Annotated in this window: 17 protein-coding genes; 10 read left to right on the forward strand and 7 right to left on the reverse strand. The window is 59.2% G+C overall.

The window, feature by feature from the left end; all coding sequences use genetic code 11:
* Positions 1-18: 18 nt before the first annotated feature.
* A complete protein-coding gene (locus tag C1Y42_RS10175) occupies positions 19-1,014 on the reverse strand; it encodes an MsnO8 family LLM class oxidoreductase (RefSeq protein ID WP_058781525.1) in 996 nt (331 codons plus the stop codon).
* A gap of 417 nt (positions 1,015-1,431) precedes the next feature.
* Here C1Y42_RS10175 and C1Y42_RS10180 point away from each other — a divergent pair, with 417 nt between their 5' ends.
* Genes C1Y42_RS10180 through C1Y42_RS10215 form a run of 8 tightly spaced genes read left to right on the forward strand, consistent with a single transcriptional unit; the run spans position 1,432 to position 9,838 of the window.
* Positions 1,432-3,054 (forward strand): TIGR04028 family ABC transporter substrate-binding protein, encoded by a 1,623-nt coding sequence (locus C1Y42_RS10180; protein ID WP_104093335.1) that lies wholly within the window; start codon positions 1,432-1,434, stop codon positions 3,052-3,054.
* 10 nt (positions 3,055-3,064) lie between these two features.
* On the forward strand, positions 3,065-4,009 hold the full coding sequence (locus C1Y42_RS10185; RefSeq protein ID WP_199188986.1) for an ABC transporter permease: 945 nt from the start codon (positions 3,065-3,067) through the stop codon (positions 4,007-4,009).
* Entirely contained in the window at positions 4,006-4,863 is an 858-nt protein-coding gene (locus tag C1Y42_RS10190; protein WP_058770236.1) for an ABC transporter permease, read from the forward strand. The genes C1Y42_RS10185 and C1Y42_RS10190 overlap by 4 nt, the downstream gene beginning before the upstream one ends.
* On the forward strand, positions 4,860-6,452 hold the full coding sequence (locus C1Y42_RS10195) for an ABC transporter ATP-binding protein (protein ID WP_104093336.1): 1,593 nt from the start codon (positions 4,860-4,862) through the stop codon (positions 6,450-6,452). Before C1Y42_RS10190 ends, C1Y42_RS10195 begins: the two co-directional genes overlap by 4 nt.
* Positions 6,453-6,465: 13 nt before the next feature.
* The gene (locus C1Y42_RS10200; protein ID WP_104093337.1) at positions 6,466-7,470 is read left to right on the forward strand and encodes a putative FMN-dependent luciferase-like monooxygenase; all 1,005 of its coding nucleotides are present in this window, start codon (positions 6,466-6,468) and stop codon (positions 7,468-7,470) included.
* Positions 7,471-7,482: 12 nt separating this feature from the next.
* Positions 7,483-8,586, forward strand: a complete 1,104-nt coding sequence (locus tag C1Y42_RS10205) for an alkylhydroperoxidase domain protein (RefSeq protein WP_104093338.1) — start codon at positions 7,483-7,485, stop codon at positions 8,584-8,586.
* A gap of 2 nt (positions 8,587-8,588) precedes the next feature.
* Entirely contained in the window at positions 8,589-8,966 is a 378-nt protein-coding gene (locus tag C1Y42_RS10210; RefSeq protein ID WP_158251401.1) for a peptidase dimerization domain-containing protein, read from the forward strand.
* Between the two features lie 23 nt (positions 8,967-8,989).
* Complete coding sequence (locus tag C1Y42_RS10215; RefSeq protein ID WP_104093340.1) at positions 8,990-9,838, forward strand: VOC family protein; 849 nt, start codon at positions 8,990-8,992, stop codon at positions 9,836-9,838.
* A 1-nt stretch (position 9,839) separates the two neighbouring features.
* Here C1Y42_RS10215 and fetB read toward each other — a convergent pair whose 3' ends face one another.
* Both fetB and fetA read right to left on the reverse strand, forming a co-directional pair.
* Positions 9,840-10,601 (reverse strand): iron export ABC transporter permease subunit FetB, encoded by a 762-nt coding sequence (gene fetB / locus C1Y42_RS10220; RefSeq protein ID WP_104093341.1) that lies wholly within the window; start codon positions 10,599-10,601, stop codon positions 9,840-9,842.
* Positions 10,588-11,256: an iron ABC transporter ATP-binding protein FetA gene (fetA, locus tag C1Y42_RS10225; RefSeq protein ID WP_104093342.1), complete on the reverse strand. Its 669-nt coding sequence runs from the start codon at positions 11,254-11,256 to the stop codon at positions 10,588-10,590. Before fetA ends, fetB begins: the two co-directional genes overlap by 14 nt.
* Before the next feature lie 124 nt (positions 11,257-11,380).
* Here fetA and C1Y42_RS10230 point away from each other — a divergent pair, with 124 nt between their 5' ends.
* Complete coding sequence (locus tag C1Y42_RS10230; protein ID WP_104093343.1) at positions 11,381-12,319, forward strand: nickel/cobalt transporter; 939 nt, start codon at positions 11,381-11,383, stop codon at positions 12,317-12,319.
* A 134-nt stretch (positions 12,320-12,453) separates the two neighbouring features.
* On the opposite strand, the gene fhuE is transcribed toward C1Y42_RS10230, so the two are convergent.
* The gene (gene fhuE / locus C1Y42_RS10235) at positions 12,454-14,652 is read right to left on the reverse strand and encodes a ferric-rhodotorulic acid/ferric-coprogen receptor FhuE (protein ID WP_104093344.1); all 2,199 of its coding nucleotides are present in this window, start codon (positions 14,650-14,652) and stop codon (positions 12,454-12,456) included.
* A gap of 693 nt (positions 14,653-15,345) precedes the next feature.
* On the opposite strand from fhuE, the gene C1Y42_RS10240 reads away from it, so the two are divergent.
* The gene (locus C1Y42_RS10240) at positions 15,346-15,747 is read left to right on the forward strand and encodes an H-NS family nucleoid-associated regulatory protein (RefSeq protein ID WP_021509031.1); all 402 of its coding nucleotides are present in this window, start codon (positions 15,346-15,348) and stop codon (positions 15,745-15,747) included.
* 156 nt (positions 15,748-15,903) lie between these two features.
* On the opposite strand, the gene C1Y42_RS10245 is transcribed toward C1Y42_RS10240, so the two are convergent.
* From C1Y42_RS10245 to C1Y42_RS10255, 3 genes are read right to left on the reverse strand one after another with little or no spacing between them, the layout of a single operon-like run.
* Positions 15,904-17,103, reverse strand: coding sequence for an aminotransferase class I/II-fold pyridoxal phosphate-dependent enzyme (locus tag C1Y42_RS10245; protein WP_104093345.1), 1,200 nt, complete (start codon positions 17,101-17,103; stop codon positions 15,904-15,906).
* A gap of 20 nt (positions 17,104-17,123) precedes the next feature.
* A complete protein-coding gene (locus tag C1Y42_RS10250; protein WP_058770255.1) occupies positions 17,124-18,422 on the reverse strand; it encodes an LLM class flavin-dependent oxidoreductase in 1,299 nt (432 codons plus the stop codon).
* 34 nt (positions 18,423-18,456) lie between these two features.
* Positions 18,457-19,527 (reverse strand): iron-containing alcohol dehydrogenase family protein, encoded by a 1,071-nt coding sequence (locus tag C1Y42_RS10255; protein WP_058759090.1) that lies wholly within the window; start codon positions 19,525-19,527, stop codon positions 18,457-18,459.
* Between the last annotated feature and the right edge of the window lie 208 nt (positions 19,528-19,735).

The following is a 19,735-nucleotide window of genomic DNA, read 5'->3' on the forward strand; positions in this document are numbered from 1 at the left end:
CGTCACAGGACCTCCCGGTCAGGCGCTAACCAGACGATGCGTCGCCAGCAGTTCGAGGGATTTCACCCGCGCCTGCTCCTCCGCCACCGGCGTATCAATAACAAACTCTTCAATGCCGTAGCGCTGGTGCAGCGCATCAAGCTGCGCGTGCACCTGTGCCGCGGTCCCTTTCAGCAGCGACGGCGTGCGTGGCTCAATCACGTAGTCACTGAAGCCGCCCTGACGCACATAGCGCTCAGCCTGTTCAATGCTGCCGACGTTAACGCTCTGTCCGCCCGTCACGCTGACGTGATAAATACGCAGTGTGTCGACCAGCAGGTCGGCTTCTGCCGGCGAATCCGCCACCACCACCTGTACCGCCACCAGCGCACGCTGACCCTGACTGTGCTGGCGATAGCTGTTCAGCACCTGCGCCATCAGTTGCGGATCGCCGTTGTGGTGTGCGGCGAACACCAGCTGCCAGCCGAGCTCTGCCGCCAGTCGGGCGCTCGCTTCGCTGGCTCCGAGCAGAAAGCGATTGGCCGGACGCGGCGGCTGCGGCGTGGCGCGCAGGATCTCCTCATCCCCCACCGGCGGCACACTGAGCCAGCTATCCAGCAGCGCCAGCTGTTCGGCAAAGCTGCCTTTCTCCTGCTGGCGCACCCCCAGTTGCAGCGCGCGGGTAGAAAGCGGCAGTCCGCCGGGCGCTTTACCCACGCCCAGGTCGATACGTCCAGGTGCCAGCGCAGCCAGCAGGTTGAAGTTTTCCGCCACTTTATAAGGGCTGTAGTGCTGCAACATCACGCCGCCGGAACCCACGCGGATATGCCGGGTCTGGCCGATGATCCAGGCAATCAACAATTCCGGCGAAGGACTCGCCAGCTGGTCGCTGTTGTGGTGTTCCGCCAGCCAGAAGCGGTGATAACCCCAGGCTTCCGCGCGCTGAGCCAGCTGCAGTGTGCGATGCAGGGCCTGCGTGGCGCTCTCACCTGCTGCAATCGGTGATTTGTCGAGCAAACTCAGTCGGTATGACATGCGCCTGTTCCTTATTTCGATGAATAGGGTTGCGATGAATATGGCGCTTAGTGTGGCGGGGAGATTTATATTTCGTAAAACAACTAAATCGGCAAAGCGATTCAGGAAATGAGAAATAGTCATAATACTGGTGGATGAAAGCCTGATTTTTCGTAAAGCGGATTTCGCTTTCTGTCGGGTTAACATTACGCGCGGAGGTAATGATCCGCAGAAGCAATAACATCAGCGCAGGTTTTCAGGTTGAGAAAAAACAATTTTATCGGGCCAGGAAAACAACCCGGTAATTGCGGCATACAATTAATTCTCCGCTTTTGTTATTTTCGCAAAAGCTTAGTGCAATTCATTGGTTCAACTCACGGGTTGCACATTTGATGATGATTTCAGCCCACCGGGCACTTGATAACAAAGGAAATCATCATGAAGACGCATTTTCACTTGCGGGCGCTGAGCTTAGCCCTGCTGACAGGGATATTTAGCGCCCACGCGGCGGAGACGCCGGTCAAAGGCGGCACGCTGATTTATCTGGAACAGCAGGCACATACCAATCTTTATCCGCCGGCCGGGGGTTTTTATCCCAACGGCGGCATTCTCAATCAGATCACCGACAAACTGACGTGGCAAAATCCAAAAACGCTACAGGTGGAACCGTGGATTGCCGAAAGCTGGAGCAGCAACGCGGATAAAACGGAATACACCTTTAAAATTCGCCCTGGCGTCACTTTTTCCGATGGCACGCCGCTGGATGCGAATGCCGTGGCGAAAAACTTTGATACTTACGGACTCGGTAATAAAGCCCAGCGCCTGCCGGTGTCTGAAGTGATTAATAATTACGAACGCAGCGAAGTGATTGATCCGCAGACGGTGAAGTTTTATTTCAAACAGCCCTCACCTGGATTTTTACAGGGCACGGCCACCATTGGCTCCGGGCTGGTTTCGCTCAGCACGCTGCAACGTAGTTTCGATCAGCTCGGCGATGCGCGCCATATTATTGGCTCCGGGCCGTTTGTGGTCAGCGATGAAAAGCTCGGGCGGGAAGTGGATTTAACCGCGCGCAAAGATTACCAGTGGGGACCGAAAAACAGCACCCAGCAGGGACCGGCGAATCTGGCTGGCATCAAATTTATCGTCACACCGGAAGATAGCGTGCGCATCGGCGCACTGCTGGCCGGTCAGGCCGATTTTATTCGCCAGGTGCAGGCGTATGACGAAAAACAGGCACAGCAGCAGGCGTTCCCGGTTTACGCTGCGCCGACGCGTGGCGTCAACGACAGCATCAGCTTCCGCCCGGATAACCCGCTGGTCAGCGATCTGCGCGTACGTCAGGCGCTGTTGCACGCGACCAACGCGCAGCAGGTGGTGCAAACCCTGTTTTCACCTAACTATCCGCAGGCCACCTCGGTACTCGCCGCCTCGGCCGCCGGGTATGTCAACCTCGCGGACAAACTGAAATATGATCCCGCCCGCGCCAGGCAACTGCTTGATGAGGCTGGCTGGCAGCCCGGCAGCGACGGCATCCGCGCCAAAGCGGGGCAAAAGCTGGCCCTGACCGTGTATGAATCGCTGCCGCAGCCGCAGAACAAAGAAGTGCTGCAGCTGGTGGCCCAGCAGTGGCGTCAGGTTGGCGTCCAGCTCACGGTGAAAGCCGGTGACGCCGGCAGCCGCACGCTGGACAACCTCGATCCGCTAAAAACCCCGCTCACGGTCTCGGAAGTGGGCCGCGCCGACCCGGACGTGGTGAAGAGCATGTTTTATCCCGCCAACCGCGATGCGCTGCTGCAAAAAGGCGGCTCCAGCGACAAAGTCCGGCATTTCCGTGACGACCAACTCAACAAGCTTTTGGTGGCGATCTCGGCCGAAGTCGATCCGGCGAAACGTCTGGCGCTCACCGGAGACGCCCAGCGTTATCTGCTGGATCAGGCTTATGTGATCCCGATCTTTGAAGAGCCGCAGGTGTTTGCCGGCGCGCCGTGGCTGAAGGGCGTGAGCTTTGAAGCCGTAGGCCGACCGTCGTTCTACGGCGCATGGCTGGAAAAACATTGAGAGGATGATGATGCGACACGCACTGCTGCATAGAGCGGGACAAAGCCTGCTGGTGTTATGGGCGGCGTTTACCCTGTCGTTTCTGCTGCTGCAGGTGCTGCCGGGCGATGCGGTGCTGATCAAGTTCCAGAATCCGGATCTGGGTCTCAGCCCGCAGCAAATTGCAGAGATGCGGCAGGCCTACGGTGCCGATAGCCCGATCTGGCAGCAGTATCTGCATACGCTGCTGGCGATGCTGCGCGGTGACTTTGGCTACTCGGTGCAGGCAGGTGTGCCGGTCAGCGATCTGCTGCGCAGCAATCTGCCCGCCACGCTGCAGCTGGCGCTGGCCGGATTTGCCGTTGCCTGCGTGGTGGCCTTCGCACTGGCGGCGCTGGCGCGACTGCCTGCGCTGCGCCTGCTGCGTACGCTATTGCAGTCGCTGCCGGCACTGTTTATTTCGCTGCCGACGTTCTGGCTTGGCATCGCGCTGATTCAGCTGTTCTCCTTTCAACTGCGCTGGATCCCGGTGATCAACCCATCGCCCCTGCAGGGGCTGATTCTGCCGGTGCTGACCGTCGCCGTGCCCATCTCCGCCCCGCTGGCCCAGATTCTGCTGCGCAGCATCGATCAGGTTGCTACTCAGCCGTTTGTCGCCGTGGCCCGCGCCAAAGGTGCCAGCGCACAACACGTGCTGTGGCGCCATATCATGCGTAACGCGCTGCTACCGGTGCTCAATGTGGCCGGTTTGCTGCTGGGGGAACTGATCGCGGGCGCGCTGATTACTGAAACCGTGTTCGGCTTAAGCGGCATCGGCCAGCTGACCCAGCAGGCGGTCAACAATCAGGATATGGCGGTGTTACAGGCGGTAGTAATGATCTCCGCCCTGGCGTTTGTGCTGATCAACCTGCTGGTCGATCTGCTGATGCCGCTGTTCGACCCACGTCTGCAAACCGTAGCCGGAGGAAATTCATGAGTCTGGTCGATTACTCTACCGCGCGTCAGGGACAGCCGGCCTTGCGGCGCGATCGTGCCCGCCGCCTGCAGCCCGGCTTGTGGCTGGCATGGACGGTGCTGGCGCTGGCGTTTGTGGCGGCCGTGGCACCACAACTGTTTACCCACTATAGCCCGACCGAAGGCATTGCCGGCGCGCAGCGCTTAGCGCCGCACAGTGCGCACTGGCTCGGTACCGATCAACTCGGACGCGACCTGCTGGCGCGCATCGTTTATGGTGCCTCGCAGTCGCTCTCTGCGGCGGTCGCGGCGGTGGCGATGGGGCTCACTGGCGGAACCGCGCTGGGCGTCCTGGCCGGGGCCGTGGGCGGCCGCACTGAACAGGCGCTGATGCGACTGGTGGATGTGCTGCTTTCAATCCCGGCGCTGCTGCTGTCATTAAGCCTGCTGATCCTGCTGGGTTTTGGCACCGTGCACGCTGCGCTGGCGGTGGGCATCGCTTCGATTGCCAGTTTTGCCCGGCTGGCGCGCGGCGAAGTGGTGCGGGTACGCCGCAGTGAATATGTGGAAGCGGCTTTCGGCAGTGGCGGCCGTTTCTGGCAGGTACTGTGGCGCCACATTGTCCCGAACTCGCTGACCGCGGTGATTGCCTTCGCCGCACTGCAGTTTGGTCAGGCCATTCTGGCGCTCTCAACCCTCAGCTTTCTCGGCTATGGCACGCCGCCACCGACCCCCGAATGGGGTTTGCTGATCGCCGAAGGCCGCAACTATCTGGCTACCGCGTGGTGGCTGACTACCTTTCCCGGCGTGGTGGTGGTCGCCGTGGTGCTGGCGGCGAATCGCGTCAGCCGTCAGCTGGCAGGAGGTGACGCATGACAGCGCTATTAAGCGTGGAAAACCTCAGCCTCAGCTATCGCCAGCGCGGCGTGTGGCGTGAAGTGGTGCATAACGTGAGCTTTTCCCTGCAGCCGGGCGAAATGGTGGCGCTGGTCGGTGAATCCGGCTCAGGCAAAACCACCACGGCCCAGGCGATTATCGGTCTGCTGGCGGACAATGCCCGGCGCGATAGCGGTAAAATTTTGCTGAACGGCACCGATATCGCCGGCTGGTCATCCCGGCGCATGGACAGCGTGCGCGGCGTGCATATCAGCCTGGTGCCGCAGGATCCCGGTAATTCGCTTAATCCGGTGAAGACCATTGGCGATCAGGTTGGCGAGATCCTGCAGCTGCATCAGAAGCTTAGCCGGACCGCGCGCCAGCAGCGCGTACTGGAACTGCTGCAAAAAGTTGGGCTGAGCCATCCGGAGCAGCGCCTGCATCAATATCCGCATCAGCTCTCTGGCGGGATGAAGCAGCGCGTGCTGATTGCCATCGCGCTCGCCCTGCAACCACAGTTGATCATCGCCGATGAGCCAACCAGCGCGCTCGATGTCACGGTGCAAAAGCGCATTCTCGATCTGCTCGACCAGCTACGCCGTGAGTTCGCCACCGCCGTGCTGTTTGTCACCCACGACCTGGCGCTGGCCGCGGAACGCGCTGACCGTCTGCTGGTGTTTCGTCACGGCGAGATCCAGGAACAGGGAAGCGCAGCGACGCTGGTCAGCGCGCCACAGCATCCTTATACCCGCCAGCTATTACAGGACGCGGTGCCCGATGCTGCCGCTCTGCCTTATCCGTCCGCAGCCCGTTTTTCCACACCGGCGATTCAGCTCAACGCCATCGATAAACAGTTTGCGCTTGGCAGGCAGCAGACGCTGACGGTGGCGAAAGCGGTCAGCCTGACGGTGCCACGCGGCACGACGCACGCGCTGGTGGGTGAATCCGGTTCCGGCAAAACCACGCTGGCGCGCATTCTGCTTGGCTTTGAACGCGCCGATCGCGGCAAAGTGGTGATTGACGGCATTGATGCCAGCAGCCTGCGCGGCGAAGCGCTGCGCCAGCTACGGCGCAAAATACAGTTTGTTTACCAGAATCCGTTCGCCTCGCTCGATCCGCGCCAGACGCTGTTCAACATCATTGAAGAACCGCTGCGCAACTTTGGCTCGCTCAGCGCCGCCGCGCGCCAGCAGCGGGTGCACGAGGTGGCGCAGCGGGTGGCACTGCCGCTGGATCTGCTGACGCGCAAGCCGCGCGAGCTGTCCGGCGGCCAGCGTCAGCGCGTCGCCATCGCACGGGCGTTGATCCCGCAACCGGCGATCCTGGTGCTGGATGAGGCAACGTCGGCGCTGGACGTCACGGTGCAGGCGCAGATTCTGCAGCTGCTCCAACAGTTGCAGCGCGAGCTGGGCCTCACCTATCTGTTTATCACCCACGATTTGGCCACCGTACGACGACTGGCACACAGCGTTACCGTGCTGCGCGCTGGCGAAGTGGTTGAACAAGGTGACACCGTCACACTGTTCAATGCACCGCAGCATCCCTACACCCGCGCGTTAATTGACGCCATTCCGGTTTTCCGTCGCTGATTAAGGAGTCTGCATGACGCGCAAACGCATCGGTTTTTTTACCCGCCTGCTCGACGACACCACGGCGCAACAGCGCTACCGGCTGGCGACGGAACAGATTCAGCACGCTGAACGCTGCGGATTTGACAGTGCCTGGATCGCGCAGCACCACTTTCATGAAAAAGAAGGCGGGCTGCCCTCACCGCTGGTATTTCTTGCCCACATGGCCGCGCACACCCGTCATATCCGCCTCGGCACCGGCATCATCACCCTGCCGCTGGAAAATGCCCTGCGCGTGGCCGAAGACGCGGCGGTGCTGGACCTGCTGAGCGACGGACGACTGGAGGTGGGGCTCGGCTCCGGCGGCACGCCAACCTCATTTTTGCCGTTTGGCCTGACCAGCGAACAGCGCGCTGGCGTGTTTGCCGACCAGTTGCATACGCTGCTCAGCGCGTGGCGCGGCGACACGCTGGCCCATCCGGACAATCATCTCTATCCGCCGGCTCCCACGCTGGCGCAGCGTGTGTGGATCGCCACCTTTTCCGTTGCAGGCGCGACGCGTGCCGGCCAGGCCGGTCACGGGCTGATGTTATCGCGCACCCAGCCGCGGCCGGTGGGTCAGCCAGACCTGTCGCTGCAGCAGCTGCAAAACCCGATGATCGATGCTTATCTCGCGGCGCTGCCGTCGGGCGTGGCGCCCCGCATCCTGGCTTCACGCACCGCGTTTGTTGCCGACTCGAACGACTACGCGCGCCGCCTTGCCGCACCCGGCCTGCAGCGCCAGGCGGAGCAGTTTCGCAAGGCGGGCCACGACATCACCGGCAGCACGCTGGAGAGCCACGCGCGCCAGCTCGATGCACATATCGGCGATGCCGACGCGGTGCTGGCTTCGCTGCTGGCCGACAGTACGCTGACGCGCGCCACCGACATCACCTTCCAGGTGCACTCTATTGATCCGCCGCACGCCGATACGCTGCGTTCGGTGGCGTTAATTGCTGAACATATTGCCCCCACGCTGCGTGCGCTGGGTACCGCTTAACAGGAGAAAACCATGTCTCAGGCTACAGATTTACTGGCGGCGCTGGCCGATATCGACCCGGCGGCGCAACTGGCAGAGGCGCGCAACGTGCGTCAGGCCGCGACCCGACACGCTCAGGGCAGCTATGAGGTGCTGTTTGGCCAGGATGACGACGATTTCCCGCTGGCGCAGCGCTACGCGCTCGCCGGGCAGGTCGCCGGCTGGCACGGCGTCACGTCATTGCAGGCACACTATCAGCAGCAATCCAGCGAAAGCCCGGCAGATGCGCGCTTTGCCGCCGGTCGCGCCTTTGCTGAGCTGCTGAGCCTGCATCCGGTCGACGCCACACCGCAACAACTGACCACGCTGCGTCATGCCGGCTGGACGCTGCGCGGCATCGTCACGCTAGCGCAGCTGGTGGGATTTGTCAGCTTTCAGAGTCGCCTGCTGACCGGCCTGCTCCTGCTGAGCGGTGAAGCATCGCGCGCCCAGCCCCATGCGGTGGCCGGCAAATGGCATAGCGCCCCGCTCACGGCCAGCGGTCAGACTGCGCTCACCGCGTTTACCCAGCAGGAGCTGGGCTGGGAGCCGTGGCTGGCAGCCAAACCGCTCAGCGAGTTTACGGCGGAAGAACAGGCGACGCTGGCAAAAAACGGTCATAGCGAGTCCGACTATTTCCGTCTGCTGGCGCGCAATCTGCCGCTGCTGGAACAACGCACGCTGACGGATAAAGGCATTTTTTATACGCCGGGCGGTTTGCCTCGCGCCGAGCGTGAACTGGCGGCTACGGTAGTGAGTAAAGTCAACGGCTGCATTTACTGCGCGTCCGTGCATGCCCGCAAAGCCAGTCAGCTGTCAAAAGATGAGACTGCGGTGCAGAAACTCCTGAATGTCGCGCCGGGTGCCGAGCTGGCACACGGCCAGTCCGTGCGCTGGGCGGCGATTATCGATTTTGTCGCCACCTTATCGCTAACCCCGGTCGCCAGCAGCCAGACCCAGCTGCAGGCGCTGCGCGAGCAAGGACTGGATACGCTGCAGCTGCTGGACCTGATCCAGTCCGCCGCATTTTTTGCCTGGGCCAACCGCCTGATGCTAACGCTGGGCGAACCTTTCTTACCCGAACAGCCGCAGGGATGACCATGACACACACGTTATCTGCCACACCGGCAGCGTTTACTGACCATTTTCATATCACCATTCACGGCAAAGGCGCTCACGCTGCACGTCCGCATGAGGGCATCGACAGTATCGTTACCGGCAGCCACATCGTCAGCGCGCTGGCGGCCGCCGGCCTGAATGTCACACGCTTTCAGGGTGGCAACAGCTGGAACGTGCTGCCGCCAGAGGTCGTCGTGGAAGGCGTGCTGCACAGCGAGGATGCCAGCGCGCGCCAGCGATCATCGGCGCAGGCCGCGACGCTGGTCAGACATATTGCCCGGGCGTTCGGCGCCGAAGCGCAGCTCGCCTGGCAACCGCAACGCGAAGCCGAACGCAGCGCGACACCGCGGTCATCGTAATGATGCGAACCAGGAGGCAGATAATGGCGATACCGGTACCCGTTCCACAGCTCGATCATGCAGTGATCAATGTTGCCGATCGGCTGGATGACGCCAGCGCGCTGTATCGCCGGCTCGGTTTCCAGCTCACGCCACGCGGCCATCATTCGCTGGGCTCCAGTAATCATCTGGCGGTATTTGGTGATAATTATCTGGAACTGCTGGGCTATGAAGCCGGGCGTGCGCACCGGCGTCAGGATATCTGGCAGGCACCGACGGGCCTGAGCGGTCTGGTATGGAAAACCGGCGATGCCGATGCAGTGTGGCGCTATCTGGAAAGTCAGGATATTGATGGCGATCCCGCCGCCAGTTTTTACCGACCGGTGCAGTTGCCGGATGGCAGCGCACAGCAGGCGCGTTTTCGCACCGTTCGCCTGCGCCCCGCACTGGTGCCAAACGGACGCAGTTTTTTCTGCCAGCATGAGACACCGCAGGCGGTCTGGCAGCCAGTGTGGCAGCAGCATCCCAACGCGGTGACCGATATTATTGAGTTTGTGGTGGTGGCCCAGGATCCGGCAGCCGCCGCGCTGCCCTACAGTCGTTTATTTGGTGCCGATAAGCTCACCGCCTGCCAGCAGGGCGCGTTTGTGCTGAAAGCGGGCGTGGCCACCGTGCGCTTTGCCGCTGCGCACTATGTGAAGCAGCGCTTTACCGGCCTGCCGCCAGATTATGACGGCAGTGCGCGTATGGCCGCGCTGACGCTGCGCAGCAGCGACTTACGCAGGGTGAAAGCCAGCCTGCTGCTGGGCGATGTGCCTTTCCGCGAAGAGTCGGATGCCATCGTGGTCAGCGCGGAACAGGCCAGCGGCGTGGCGCTGCGGTTTCAGGCGTAATCTACGGTTTGAGCTGCCCCCGCGCGGTGTAAAAGCGACGGTAGGACAGATACGCCGCGATGATGGTCGACAGGCTGGCGGTGGCAATCAGCATAAACGTCACCATAATCTGGTACTTGATGGCCTTTACCGGATCGATCCCGGCAAAAATCAACCCGGACATCATGCCTGGCAGACTTACCAGCCCCACCGTTTTTGCGCCATCAACGGTGGGGATCATCGCGGCACGAATACTGTCACGCATCAGCCCGGCGGATGCGCGTTTGATCGGCGCGCCCAGGCTGAGCATCTCCATGATTTTCTGCTGGTTGTCGCTAAAGCGCTGATTGAGATTGGTGAAACACAGCCCGACCGCCACCATGGCGTTACCGGCAATCATGCCGGAAATGGGGATTACCTGCATGGGAACAAAGGCAATGGCGCCGCTCAGCAGCAGCACCGTTAGTGTCAGTGCCGTACCGCTGGTAATCGCCACCAGCGCGATGATAAAACCATGATCGATCCGCCGGCTGCGTTTGCGCGCATTCAGCGCTGCATTGATGCAGATAAACAGCACCATCAGTAGCGTCAGCCAGTCATTATTGACATCGAAAATTGACTTCAGCACGTAACCGACGATCACCAGCTGGATAATGGCGCGCGTGACACTCCACAGAATGTCTTTGCTCATCCCCAGCTTCTCTTTCTGGCTAATCAGCAGCGCTACCAGCACCAGCATGAGTGAAAGCAGCAGCGAGCTGTCGCTGATATTATGCTGATTCATACTGTTCTCCCGCTGCGGGTGGGGTCAGCCGCAGAATACGCTCAGCGGCATCAATCTCCTGTACGTCATGGCTGATACGGATCACCGCCAGCCCTTTTTCCGCCACCAGCGCGGCAATCAGCTGGTTAACCCGTTGTTTATTGGGCTCGTCCAGTGCGCTGGTCACTTCGTCCAGCAACAATACCTGTGGCAGAAACTGCAGATTGCGCAGCAAAGCCACCCGCTGCTTTTCACCACCAGAGAGTCCGGCAACGTTTTTGTCCAGCATGTCGGCGGATAAATGCAGACTGCGCAACGCCGCCACCAGCTGCTCGCGCGACGGTTGTTGCTGACGCAGCTGCCACGGCAGCGCCAGGTTATCGTAGACCGTGTCACCAAACAGTTGCGGTGTCTGGAAACAGTAGGAGACCTGCTGGCGATAGTGTTCGACTTTCAGCGAGTGAATATCCCGCTGCTGAAACAGGATCTCGCCGCTATCGGGCTCCAGCAGTGAGGCAATAATTTTCAGCAACGTGCTTTTGCCGCTGCCGGACGGGCCGGTGAGCAACAGCGTTTCACCGGCGTACAGCTGCAGTGATACCGGCGCCAGCAAGGTGCGCCCCTGCACGGCCAGCGTGACGTCTTGTACCGCCAGCAAAGGAGAATCAGCAGACATAAAAGGCATCCGTGAGAAATTGTCGGCAGATTATAGACAGCTGCACAAGGCAGGGGAATGCGTCACGATGCGGAGAGCGGCTGCCGTTTAACCGCCGTGGCTTTACAACGCGGCAGAAATCCGCATGCTGGTGACATTCAGGACCACTTTCTTCATTACTATGACCGCCACCAAAACCGGATTTCTCTGCGCGAGCGTGCTGCTGCTGAGCGCGCTGACGCTGCTGTCGTTGCACTGGAGCGCGTTTCAGGCATGGGCGCTGCAAAGTCAGATTCAGCTGCACCGGCTGCTGGTTACCCATTTACTGCAAATCAATAGCGGCCAGTACAGTGCCGGACTGTGGCTGCTGGCTGTGACCTTTATTTACGGCATTCTGCACGCGGTGGGTCCCGGGCACGGTAAATTTATCGTTACCACCTGGCTGACCACCCATCAGCCCCCGCGCGGCGTGGCGCTGAGCGTGCCGCTGCTGGGCAGCCTGGTGCAGGGCCTGAGCGCGATTGCCTTTGTCTTTATTCTGGCGGTTGGTTTTAACCTGACCACCGGCGATCTCAGCCTGAGCCGCTGGTATCTGGAGAAAGCCAGTGCTGTGTTCATTGCCGGGCTGGGCGTGATGCTGCTGCTGCAAGCCTGGCGCAGGCCGCCAGCGGAGCATCATCATCATGATCATTGCGGCCACGCGCATGGCGTCGCGGCTGGGCACGGCAGCGACTGGAAAAGCTGGGCGGGTATTATCATTGCCACCGGCGTGCGGCCGTGCAGCGGTGCGCTGACGGTGCTGCTGTTCGCCAGCGTCATCGGCATTACGCGCTGGGGCATGCTGGCGGTGATGAGTATGGCGCTCGGTACCGGCATGGCGCTGGTGGCGCTGGCACTGTTTGTGCAGCATTATCGTCAGCGCGCCGGGCAGCTATGGCTGGCAGAGCGCTCGCCGCAGGCGGCATCGCTGCTGAGAGCGGTACGGATCGCCGGTGGGATATTGCTGGTGATGTTTGCGCTGGTGCTGTTTTTTACCGTGGTGCCGGTGAGTGCCAACGGGGATTATATTGCGGCGGGATGTTGAGGTGCATGGTTTGGGGAGGGTGCGGTTTTCCCCTCACCCTAACCCTCTCCCGCACGCGGGAGAGGGAATGTCAGGTGCGGCCTGTTCCTCGGGAGAGGGGATGTCAGGTGCTGCTTTTGATACCAGCTTAATGATCAGAAACGGTATTTCGCGGACAGCATAAAGTTGCGCGGTTCGCCGTAGACGATGCCGGTGCTGTCGACGTTTTCGTCGTATTCTTTGTCGAACAGGTTATTCAGGTTGGCTTGCAGGCTGAGGTTTTTGGTCACGTCGTAGCGCGCGAACAGATCCACCAGCGCATAGCTGCCCTGACGGGTGCGCCAGGTGCCATTGCCATCCGGGCCACTGATATCCGCGTAAGTTCTCGCCTGCCAGTTCACCCCGCCGCCCAGCGTCAGCTGGTCCAGCATCGGCAGGCGATAGCTGGTGAACAGGTTAAACGACGTGCGCGGCAGCTGTGAATTGTAGCGATCGCCGTTGGCGTCTTCCGCCACATACGAAGTCCCGCCAAAGGTCATCTGCCAGTTATCGGTCAGCGCCCCATTCACCTCAAACTCGACGCCACGACTTACCACACCCTTCTTCGCCACGTAAATGGTATTACCGGTCTGCGCATTGGTCTGTCCGGTGCTCTGACCGACGTTATCCAGTTCGGTGCGGAAGATCGATACCGAGGTGGTCAGACGGCTGTTGAACCAGTCAGACTTCACGCCGGCTTCGTAGTTTTTGCCAATCACCGGCGAGAGATAAGCGCCTGACGCATCCTGATAATCCTGCGGCTGGAACACCGAAGTGTAGCTGGCGTAGGCAGACCAGTTATCGTAGAAGTCCCAAATCACCCCACCGTAAGGCGTGATATTGTTTTTCTCCATTTCCGCCGTCAGCGTCTGGCGGTTCCAGTTGGTGTAGCGTGCTCCGACAATCAGGTGCAGCGGATCGGCCAGATTGATGCGCGTCGCGAGGTAGGCGGATTTCTGCCGCACCAGTTGGGTGTCGGTCGCAGGTTCGCGCGGGTTCCAGTCAGTTTCAGGGAAGTCACCGTTGAACTGGTTGAAGTTACCCAGATCGGCTGACGAAATGTTGGCCCATGCGCTGTAGTATTTGTTATCCTGACGGCTGTAGTTCACCCCGACCATCAGCTCATGCTGGCGGCCCAGCAGTTCATAAGGACCGCTGGCGAAGGCGTCTACCGCATCCACCTTTCGTTTGCCGGTGTTGTAACCGGTTCCGCCCACCACCGGATAGCCGGCATAACCAGAGACGCCTGCGCCCGTGGTTTTATCGAAGTAGCCGTCGAGATACAGCTGTTTGCTGTCGAGGAACATCTCGTTGTGCGTGCCGTTAAGGGTGATGTTCCAGCCGTTATCAAAGTTCTGCTGCAGGTTAACAAAGACCTTTTTATTTTCTTTGTTGTTGTAAGCCCATTCTGGCGCGGTGTTATAGCCACGACGGGAGTGGATCTGCGTGCCGTCGGTGTACCAGCGCGGCGCACCACCCCACATCGGTGAATCGGTATTCACCTGGCTGAACTCATAACCGACAGACAGTCTGGTGGCGTCCGTGAGATCCGCGTCGATCACACCGTAGATAAATTTCTTATCCGCGCCGTAGCGTTCAATAAAACTGTTTTTGTCTTCATAGCCGGCCACCAGGCGACCGCGCACGTTGCCTTCCGGTGACAGCGGTGCTGAGAGATCGGCGACGTAACGCTGCTTATTCCAGCTGCCATAGCCCGCTTCAAGGCTACCGGTAAACTCTTTACTGTCGGCATGTTTACGCACCATGTTGATGGCGGCGGAAGGATTGCCCGGTCCGGTCAGCAGGCCCGTTGCACCGCGCACCACTTCGACGCGTTCATACAGCGCGGTATCGGTCTGCGCATCACCCAGATTCCAGCGCTGGGCAAACGCGGTTGGAATCCCGTCGGTCATGTAATTATCAATCAGGAAACCGCGTGAATAGTAATTGATGCGGTCCATATCGGCGGCTACACCGTGGATGCCGGTGGTGTTGCTCAGTACGTCGTTCAGCGACTGCAGCTGTTGATCCTGCATGCGCTGCTTGCTGACGATGGTGACCGACTGGGGAATATCACGTGCGGTCAGCGCCATTTTGGTGCCGGCCCGCGTCACCGGTACGCTGTAATCCGCTGCGGCCTGCGCCTGCTGCGCTTCTGCGCTGGCGCTGGCATCAACGGTCAGGGTGGCCTCACTGTTTTGCGTATCGGACGCCTGCGCGACACCCGAGGCAACCAGCACTGCCAGCAGTGACAGGCGCAGCGCGCGCTGCGGCGCAAGACCTGCGTTCCGGACGCGCATCTCTTTGCAAGACATAATATTCCTCAATCGGCTTATCGTTATTTTGTGGTGAGCATGTGGTTAAGAAAGCAAATGAGAAATATACGCATTAAGATTAACATTGCAAGAAATTGTTACTGCCTTTCTGACGCCTTTACACTGAGAAAAAATCTTATGCTTCAGGGAGTAACGGCCCTGAGGCTGCTTTACAGGAAACTATCACGCCTGAAATCATCCTTAATCTCAGTCAACCGGTGCGTGAACGGTTGTGCCTGCATCCTGCTATGGCATCTGAACACCACGCATGTACCAGCTTCGTACCCGGTCACCGCCATTGATTTATAATTACGCTGCCAATAGGAAAGGTGTTTATAAAGTTTCCTTTTCTGCGCTAAGGTGGACCAGTTACGCTTTTAATCCCTGCAGCAATCGCTGCGTTGTTTACATGACGCCATTTATTAAGCTGTAAATCGCCGTGACGTATATTGTGTGAGATGCTGTGATGTTAAATGAACGGCTTAACGTAGGTGGCTGGCAATATTAAATCAGTCGCTAACATGTTTATGCGTAATCAATGAATAGACAAAAATCTTTACGCCCAATCAAAAACTGTACAGGTCGGGGCATATTTCCGGACAAATCTGTCGGCGGGTGAATATTTCCATTTAAATAAAATTGCCGTAGAATGCACGCTTTCAAATCAGTGATATCAGTAATAAGGGTTTATACATGAGCGATGCACTCAAGGCATTGAACAATCTTCGTACGCTGCGTGCTGAAGCACGTAATATTGAGGTTGCGGTATTAAACGAAATGCTGGAGAAGTTTGCCGTGGTGGTCGCCGAACGCCGCGAAGAGACGGCTGCAGAGAGTGCTGCACAGCGCGAAAAAGAAGAGAAGCTGGCGTTATATAAAGAGATGCTGCGCAAAGACGGCATTACAATTAATGAACTGGCGCAATTAAACCAGGGTGAAACGAAGAGCAAAGCAAAACGTGCACCGCGTCCGGCGAAGTATAAATTTACCGACGAACAGGGTAATGAGAAATTCTGGACCGGTCAGGGTCGTACTCCCTCGCCGATAAAGTCAGCGATTGACGCTGGCGGTTCGCTGGATGATTTTCTGATTTAATCCAGTCGCCGGAAATCGGGGCGGAACCGGCTAATTGCCGCATCACCGCCCCTGTATCGCGGCACCCGAAATGCTTTCATGCAATCCTTTCATGCAATCCTTTCATGAAGTGTGCCGCGAGGTGATCAGGCTATTACGCCTTCCCACACCCGCCCGTCAGATTAACGCTGCACAGGCGCGCGCAATGCGTTTACCCGCCTCCTCAACGCTATCGATATCCGTGGCGATCGACAAACGGAAATACGGCGACAGGCCGTAAGCACTGCCCGCCACGCCGGACACACCGCTCTCCAGCAGATAATTCAGCACATCCTGTTCATCATGCAGTACGGCGCCGTCAGGCCGGGTTTTTCCCAACAGACCAGCACAGCGACAAAAGACAAAAAATGCGCCCTGAGGTTGCAGCACTTCAATGCCGGCCACCTGCTGCAACTGCTGCACAATGACATCGCGTCGCGCCTGATACGCGGCGCGCTGCGGTGGCAGGAAATCGAGCCCACCGTTAAAGGCTGCAACCGCCGCCGCCTGGCTGATGGCGCTGGCACCAGAACTGTTCTGCGACTGCACCACCACCATGGCATCAATCAGCGGCTGCGGTCCGGCAGCAAAGCCAATGCGCCAGCCGGTCATGGCATAGGTTTTCGACACGCCTCCCACCAGCAAAACGCGTTCAGCCAGATCCGGCGCCACCTGCAGCAGGCTAACGTGCTGACGATCGTCAAACAGGATATGTTCGTACAGCTCATCCAGCATAATCAGCACATTGGGATGATCGCGCAGCACCGTCGCCAGGGCCTGCAACTCCTGTGCGCTGTACACCATGCCAGAGGGATTGCCGGGATTGTTCAGCACCAGCCAGCGGGTTTTCTCAGTGATCGCCTGCGCCAGCTGCGCCGGCTGCAGCTTGTACTGCTGCTCAAGCGGACAAGGCAGCAGCACCGCCTCGCCACCGTTGAAACGCACACTGTCCGGGAAAGTTGGCCAGTATGGCGTGGGCACAATCACCTCGTCGCCGTCGTTTAGCGTCGCGGCAAACGCGTTGAAGATAATCTGCTTTGCGCCGTTGGCGATACAGATTTGCTCCAGCGCGAACTGCAGCTGGTTCTCGCACGCCAGCTTGGCCTGCACCGCTTTACGCAGCGCGGTGGTGCCATTGGTCGGCGTATAACGGGTTTCACCGCCATCCATCGCGGCGCTGGCGGCGGCACGGATGTGCGCGGGCGTATCAAAATCCGGCTCACCGGTGGTGAGGTCAAGAATATCCACGCCCTGCTCTTTTAGCTGGCGCGTCAGCTGGCGTGCCGCCGCGTTAGCCGAGAGCGACACAGACTGTACGCGCTTCGATAGGGTGATCATGTTTCGCTCCTGTCTGTCTCTCACACCACCGGCAGGCCGAGGTTTTCACGCAGCGTGGCGAACTCGTACTCTTCCCGGAACAGACCGCGACGGCGCAGTTCCGGAATCACCAGCTCCACAAACAAATCCAGCTGCTCGGACATGATCGCCGGCATGATGTTGAAACCATCGGCGCCGCCCTCGTTGAGCCACAGCTCAAAGTCATCGGCAATATCCTGCGCGGTACCGACGATTACCCGGTGACCACGCGATCCGGCGGCTACCGCGGCCAGTTCGCGCAGCGTCAGATTTTCACGTTTCGCCATGTCGGTCATCAGTTTCACGCGGCTCTGGTTACCTTCACCCAGCGGCACTTCCGGCACCGGACCGTCGAGCGGATACTGGCTCAGATCCATATTGAAGCGCAGCGAGAGCTGACGCAGACCGTTGTCGATATCAACCAGCGTGTTGAGCTCTTTCCACAGCGCTTTGGCCTCTTCGCGCGTGCGGCCCACAATCGGCATCACGCCAGGCATGATCACCACGTGATCCGGATTGCGTCCGGCGGCAATCACCTGATCTTTCTGCGAACGGTAGAAGCTTTGTGCTTCTTCCAGGCTGGCCGAGGCGGTGAAAATCACCTCGGCGGTCTCTGCCGCCAGCTTCTGCCCATCGCTGGAAGAACCGGCTTCGATAATCACCGGACGCCCCTGCGGTGAGCGGGTAATGTTCAGCGGGCCCTGCACCTGGAAGTGCTCGCCGACGTGGTTAATCGGCTGAATTTTGTCATCAATGAAGTACTGACCGGTCTCTTTGTTGGGCTGCACCGCCCCCGCCTGCCAGCCGTCCCACAGCTTATAGGTGACATCAAGGAATTCACGCGCGCGAGCGTAGCGCTCCGCATGATTAGGCATATCGCTGCGGCTGAAGTTACGCGCCACATCGGTAGAGAACGACGTCACCACGTTCCAGGCGGCGCGGCCGCGGCTAATGTGGTCCAGCGACGAGAAGCTGCGTGCCATGGTGAACGGGTCGCTGAAGGTGGTCGAGGCGGTCGCCGCCAGGCCAATGCGTTTGGTGTTGACCGCCAGCGCCGACAGCAGCGTTAACGGCTCCAGACGCGCCATGGTGGAAGGCAGACGATACATGCTGGTCGCCAGTGCATCACCCACGAAGAACAGATCAAACTTACCGGCTTCGGCTTTTTTCGCGATGGTGATCAGCCAGTCAATATCCGTCGGATCGCCCAGATTTTCCGTCAGCCGCCAGCCGCTCACATGCTGTCCAACCGGTTGTACAAACAGCCCTAAACGGATGCGGCGTGAAGATGAAGTAGCCATATTTTTTCCTGGTCAATAAAAGGGTCAATAACAATTAAAAGGCGTTCTCGGTCGCCAGCAGCGCCTGCTCTAAGGCATCCGCGCTGATGCGGAACGGCAGACGTTCGGCGCTGGCCGCCGGGAATTTGATCTGTTCAGCAATGCTTCTGATGGCTGCGCGACGATCGCCGTGCAGCGGCGCTAAGGTCAGCGGCATATCATACTGTCGCAGCAGCGCCAGCAGCGCGGCGTCCGGCTCACCGTCGTGCTCAATCAGCGACTGCACCAGCAGGCTGTAACCGACTTTTTCACCGTGCAGCCAGTGGTGCAGCTCCGGCTGATGGGTCAGACGGTTATGAATGGCATGGGCAAAGCCTGGCGTTGGCAGCACGTCACGCACGCTGTTGGCCAGGCCGGCCAGCACAATACTGGCATCGATCACCTTCACCAGTTCCGGCGTTACCTGCTGTTGCTGGTTGGCCAGCACGGCAGCGGCACCGTGCTGGCGATAGACATCCAGCGCGCGCTGCGCGGTCATCACTTTAAGATCGAGGGCGAGATCGTGGGGGTTGTGCCGCAGATAAGGAGAGAACTCGTAGTATTTAGCCAGCGCGTCGACAATGCCCGCTTTGAGGTAACGCACATCACTTTGCGCAATCACTTCGCTGTCTACCAGTACAAGTTCAGGCATTTTGCCCAGCGGCTGGCTGCGCACGTGGCCGCCCTGCGCGTCATAAATAATCGCCACGGGCGACCAGGCGGCACAGGTCGCCGCGACGGTGGCGAAATTGACGACGGTGATTTCCGGTAACTGGCTGCCGACCGCTTTAGCCGCATCCAGTACGCGCCCGCCGCCAATTGCCAGCAACAGTTCAGCCTGCTGCTGTTGCAGATTGCTTTTCAGCGTATCAATGGCCGCGTCGGTGCATTCGCCGTGCAAATACTCGATTTCCCAGCGAATACCACAGGTTTCCAGACTTTGCGTTAATTGCGGATTAACCGCCTGCCAGGCGCGCGGAGAGGTGAAAATACGGATATGCGTAGCATAAGGTTTAATGAATTCACCGGTGCGCGCACGCAGTCCCGGTTCGTGTGCGTAGGCACGCGGAGATTTAATCGCTAACACGTTGTCACCCTGATTAGGAAAAACGCCATAACAAAATTGTTATATTTCAGAGGATTAATGCGAAATAGTTATAGCGCTATGTATTTTATGCATACTACGGTAAATGGCGATTTGTGCAATGAAAAAGCCGCCATTTCATTTTCACAAATTTGCATTAGCTTATCCGGATTTCACATATAGCCCGTCAGCGCTTTACTGCTACTCTGAG

Origin of the sequence: Pantoea sp. ICBG 985 (assembly GCF_002928365.1) — a bacterium.
Lineage (GTDB): Bacteria > Pseudomonadota > Gammaproteobacteria > Enterobacterales > Enterobacteriaceae > Pantoea > Pantoea dispersa.

What these genes read in the sequence shown, in the direction of transcription:
- C1Y42_RS10185 (WP_199188986.1), top strand. Translation starts at nt 3,065, where the DNA reads ATGCGACACGCACTGCTGCATAGAGCGGGACAAAGCCTGCTGGTGTTA.
- C1Y42_RS10210 (WP_158251401.1), top strand. Translation starts at nt 8,589, where the DNA reads ATGACACACACGTTATCTGCCACACCGGCAGCGTTTACTGACCATTTT.
- fhuE (WP_104093344.1), bottom strand. Translation starts at nt 14,652, where the DNA reads ATGTCTTGCAAAGAGATGCGCGTCCGGAACGCAGGTCTTGCGCCGCAG.
- C1Y42_RS10250 (WP_058770255.1), bottom strand. Translation starts at nt 18,422, where the DNA reads ATGGCTACTTCATCTTCACGCCGCATCCGTTTAGGGCTGTTTGTACAA.
- fetB (WP_104093341.1), bottom strand. Translation starts at nt 10,601, where the DNA reads ATGAATCAGCATAATATCAGCGACAGCTCGCTGCTGCTTTCACTCATG.
- C1Y42_RS10240 (WP_021509031.1), top strand. Translation starts at nt 15,346, where the DNA reads ATGAGCGATGCACTCAAGGCATTGAACAATCTTCGTACGCTGCGTGCT.
- C1Y42_RS10200 (WP_104093337.1), top strand. Translation starts at nt 6,466, where the DNA reads ATGACGCGCAAACGCATCGGTTTTTTTACCCGCCTGCTCGACGACACC.
- C1Y42_RS10230 (WP_104093343.1), top strand. Translation starts at nt 11,381, where the DNA reads ATGCTGGTGACATTCAGGACCACTTTCTTCATTACTATGACCGCCACC.
- C1Y42_RS10205 (WP_104093338.1), top strand. Translation starts at nt 7,483, where the DNA reads ATGTCTCAGGCTACAGATTTACTGGCGGCGCTGGCCGATATCGACCCG.
- C1Y42_RS10175 (WP_058781525.1), bottom strand. Translation starts at nt 1,014, where the DNA reads ATGTCATACCGACTGAGTTTGCTCGACAAATCACCGATTGCAGCAGGT.
- C1Y42_RS10245 (WP_104093345.1), bottom strand. Translation starts at nt 17,103, where the DNA reads ATGATCACCCTATCGAAGCGCGTACAGTCTGTGTCGCTCTCGGCTAAC.
- C1Y42_RS10190 (WP_058770236.1), top strand. Translation starts at nt 4,006, where the DNA reads ATGAGTCTGGTCGATTACTCTACCGCGCGTCAGGGACAGCCGGCCTTG.
- C1Y42_RS10215 (WP_104093340.1), top strand. Translation starts at nt 8,990, where the DNA reads ATGGCGATACCGGTACCCGTTCCACAGCTCGATCATGCAGTGATCAAT.
- fetA (WP_104093342.1), bottom strand. Translation starts at nt 11,256, where the DNA reads ATGTCTGCTGATTCTCCTTTGCTGGCGGTACAAGACGTCACGCTGGCC.
- C1Y42_RS10180 (WP_104093335.1), top strand. Translation starts at nt 1,432, where the DNA reads ATGAAGACGCATTTTCACTTGCGGGCGCTGAGCTTAGCCCTGCTGACA.
- C1Y42_RS10195 (WP_104093336.1), top strand. Translation starts at nt 4,860, where the DNA reads ATGACAGCGCTATTAAGCGTGGAAAACCTCAGCCTCAGCTATCGCCAG.